Here is a 4,194-nt window from a genome sequence, read left to right as displayed (position 1 = left end):
CGCCATTCGGCCAGATGCGCCGCCACGGCGTAGAGGTTGGGGATCACGAAGAGCCCGACCAGCGTTGCCGCCAGCATGCCGCCCAGCACGGTGACGCCCACCGGCACCCGCGCCTTCTGGCTATATAACCATCTAATCCATCAGTGGCAGAGGCAATGGCAAAAATTAAAGCAGCAATATAATTACTGTTATTGAAGTTGGAAAAAAGAACTATCATAAATATAGGAATCATAAGTACTCTCAACAGGGTAATTTTATTTGCTAAATTCATTCTACAATCTCTCCAATCAAATCATATTCTAAGCTATCAGTAATTAATACATGGACGAATTGGCCTTTTTTAAGAGGTATCTTTGATTTAATATATACAATTCCATCTATATCAGGACTATCCATATAGGTTCTACCTAGATATAATCCATCCTCATAAATATCTTCTACTATAGTTTCATAAGTATTGCCAATTTTTTTCTTGTTTAAAGAATATGAAATACTCTGTTGTAGCTTCATTATCATATCTTTTCTGTATTCTTTAGTTTCTTCATCAATTTGATTTTTAAAGCTATTTGCAAGAGTTCCTTCCTCTCTGGAATAGATAAATATTCCCAATTTATCAAATTTTATATTTTCGATAAATTCATATAACTCATTAAAATTGTCATCACTCTCGCCTGGGAAGCCTACAATAAAAGTAGTTCTTAATATAATATTTGGTATTTCGCTACGTAGTAATGTTAATAGATTTTTAATATCTTTTTTTGAAGTTTTTCGATTCATCTTTTTTAGTATATGGTTGTTAACATGTTGTAAAGGGATATCTAAGTATTTTACTACTTTATCATTGTTTTTAATAGACGATATTAATTTCGTAGAAATATTATCAGGATATAAATAAAGTAACCTAATCCATTTGAGTCTTTCTATATTATTTAGATTATCCAACAATTCATTCAATTTGTAATCTCCATATAGATCTATGCCATAGTCAGTAGTATTTTGGCCAATTAATATAATTTCTTTAACACCATTATCAACTAAAAATTCAACTTCACTAACAATATCCTCCATTTTCCTGCTTCTGTGTTTACCTCTTAATTTAGGTATAATACAGTAAGTACAAAAATTATTGCAACCTTCTGATATTTTCACATATTCAGTAGGTCTAAAATTCTGTCTCTCAATTTCTTCTAAATAATTTTCATTTATATTTTGTGTTAATTTAATTTTATTTTTACCTTTTTCTAATTCATTAATTATATCTACAATGTCTTTTATATTACCTGTACCTATTATACCATCAATTTCATCGATTTCTTCTAAGAGTTCTTTAGAATATCTTTCAGCTAGACATCCGGCAATTATTAAATATTTACATCTACCTTCTGTTTTATATCTAGTTATTTCCCAAATTGTCTCTATGGATTCTTCTTTAGCAGCCTTTATAAATCCGCATGTATTTATTACAATAATATCTGCTTCTTTTAATGAGTTAGTTATTAGATAATTATTATCTTTTAAAACACCCATCATCAATTCAGAATCAATTTCATTTTTTGAACAACCCAATGTTATAATGGAAACATTCATTTTTTTCATTCATCATCTCTCCCCAAACAAAGAATCTACTTCATCTTTTGATACAAGCACTTTTCTAGGTTTGCTTCCTTCATGGCCACCAACAATACCTAATTCTTCCATTTCATCAACTATTCTAGCAGCCCTTGCATATCCTACTCTCAACTTTCTTTGAAGTAAAGATATAGAAGCCTGTCCTTCCTGGGTTACTAGGTAAGCTGCATCTGATAGTAATTCATCACGTTCACCTAAAACATTATCTAATTGAACTTCTTTCTGTATGGTTTCAATAACCTCCCCATCATATTCAGTTAAATTTTGTTCTTTTAAAAAGCTTACAACTTTTTCAACTTCCATATCGCTAATAAAAGCTCCTTGGATACGAATTGGTTTAGATAAATTTGAAGGATAAAAAAGCATATCTCCTTTTCCTAATAATTTCTCAGCACCAGTCATATCTAGTATAGTTCTAGAGTCTACCTGAGACGATACAGCGAAAGATATTCTTGAGGGTATGTTGGCCTTGATAGTACCTGTTATTACATCAACAGAAGGCCTCTGAGTTGCCACGATTAAGTATATACCCGCAGCTCTCGCCATTTGGGCTAATCTACATATAAAATCCTCTATTTCTTGTGCAGCTACCATCATTAAATCTGCTAGCTCATCAATAACAATTACTATATTTGATAATTTATCATCCTTTATATTTTCAAATTTTTCATTATAAGCTTTTATATCCCTCACATTATTTTTGGCAAATAGCTTATATCTCCTTTCCATCTCTTCAACAGCCCAGTTTAGTGCAGAAGCTGCTTTTCTAGGTTCAGTTACTACTGGTATTAACAAATGAGGTATTCCATTATATATACTTAGTTCTACTACTTTAGGATCAATGAGTAAAAGTTTTACTTCATCAGGATGAGCTTTAAAAAGTATACTCATAATAATAGTGTTGATGCAAACACTCTTTCCTGAACCAGTAGCACCAGCAATTAATAAATGAGGCATCTTATCTATGCTTGAAATAATAGGTTTTCCAGATATATCTTTCCCTAATAATAAAGGCAAATTACTATTTATGGACATATACTCACTAGATTGTAATATTTCTTTTAATCCTACATTATCTTTTATACGATTTGGAACCTCAATACCTACTGCTGCTTTACCGGGTATTGGTGCTTCAATTCTAATATCAGACGTTGCTAAATTTAATGCTAAGTCGTCTGATAAATTTACAATTCTACTAACTTTAACACCTGGAGCAGGTTGTAATTCATAACAAGTAATAGATGGCCCTTTATTAATTTGAGCTATGTTAGCATCAATTCCAAAATTCTTCATAGTTTCTTCAATTTTTGTTGCATTATTTAGTATTTCTTTTTTATTATAGGGATCTTGTTTTTTTTCTATATTATCCAATAGCTCTAAAGGAGGTAAAGTATAATTTTCTATTGCACTTTTATTTGTAAGTATTGGCATTTCATCATCAATTATATTATCTGATTTTATAATATTTTTATCGTTCTTCGTGTGGTCATGTATTATTATTTCTTTATTTAAGTTGCCCTTTTTCTTATTTTTAATAGTTTTTTCTTTATTAGTATTTGTTTTTAAGTTAGCAATGTTTCTTTTTTTAAACTTTATTTTTTTAATAAAATCTTTAATTCGTATTTCAGTAAAAAGTAATACAGATATTAAAACAATAAAAGCAATAATAATATATGTACCTACGGAACCAAACAATTTCAAAAAAACAAATCCAAAAGCTGTACCGATAAACCCTCCACCTAACCCTTGTTTACTTAATTCTATAGAATTAGCGATTTTGGTAGAGAATTTTACACCTGTTTGAGCTTTAACATCTATTAAGGTTAAAAAACAAAAAAACAAAATCAATAAATAAATAGACTTTATATCTTTATTGATATCAAATCTATTTATTACAAACAATAATCCTATAGCAATAATAATTATGGGGAATATATAACCTCCAAATCCCATAAGCGTAAAGAATATACTACGCAAAAAAACCCCTATAATACCTGTTTTATCGCTGATTAAACTTATAGAGGATAAAATTCCGAAGGATATTATGATAATACCTGTAATTTCTCTTGTAATTTCAATGTTTTTCTTTTTCTTCTTTTTACTCAAGAAGATCACCACCTCTTGAACAAATTTTCATATAAAATTAAAATATATTTATTTTAAAATGGACAAAATTATCGTTAATAATCCAACTAACCATAAATAATAAGAAAAATAATATAGTTTATCTTTTTTAAGCATTTTAATTAATATTTTTATTGCAATGACTCCAACAATAGTTGATAATAAAACACCTATTAATAATGGCATAGTGAAGGCTACTTCACTATTGGTTTTCATGGCTTTCCTAATACCTAAAAGGCCAGCTCCTAAGGTAGCAGGTAAAGCTAATAAAAATGAAAATTCTGTTGCTAAGGATCTGTTTAGTCCTCTAAATAAACCAGAAACAATAGTAGAACCAGATCTAGAAATGCCAGGGATAATAGCTATACCTTGAAAGACCCCTATAATAATACTATCCATAATACTCATTTTTTTAACATTTTTATTTTCATAACTTCTTTT

4 protein-coding genes are annotated in these 4,194 nt (G+C 29.5%); all 4 read right to left on the bottom strand.

The window, feature by feature from the left end:
- Positions 1 to 43: 43 nt before the first annotated feature.
- A complete protein-coding gene (locus VK998_RS11705; RefSeq protein ID WP_325228531.1) occupies positions 44 to 217 on the bottom strand; it encodes a CDP-alcohol phosphatidyltransferase family protein in 174 nt (57 codons plus the stop codon).
- A 50-nt stretch (positions 218 to 267) separates the two neighbouring features.
- Positions 268 to 1,596, bottom strand: a complete 1,329-nt coding sequence (rimO, locus tag VK998_RS11700) for a 30S ribosomal protein S12 methylthiotransferase RimO (RefSeq protein ID WP_325228529.1) — start codon at positions 1,594 to 1,596, stop codon at positions 268 to 270.
- Positions 1,597 to 1,599: 3 nt separating this feature from the next.
- Positions 1,600 to 3,735: an FtsK/SpoIIIE family DNA translocase gene (locus tag VK998_RS11695; protein WP_414713607.1), complete on the bottom strand. Its 2,136-nt coding sequence runs from the start codon at positions 3,733 to 3,735 to the stop codon at positions 1,600 to 1,602.
- A 48-nt stretch (positions 3,736 to 3,783) separates the two neighbouring features.
- The coding region (locus VK998_RS11690) for an undecaprenyl-diphosphate phosphatase (RefSeq protein WP_325228526.1) at positions 3,784 to 4,194 on the bottom strand (411 nt) is incomplete at its 5' end.

It is taken from the genome of Schnuerera sp., assembly GCF_035459645.1.
GTDB lineage: Bacteria > Bacillota > Clostridia > Tissierellales > Tepidimicrobiaceae > Schnuerera.
The sequence above is the reverse complement of the archived record's forward strand: the minus strand, read 5'-3'. Positions and strand labels throughout refer to the sequence as shown.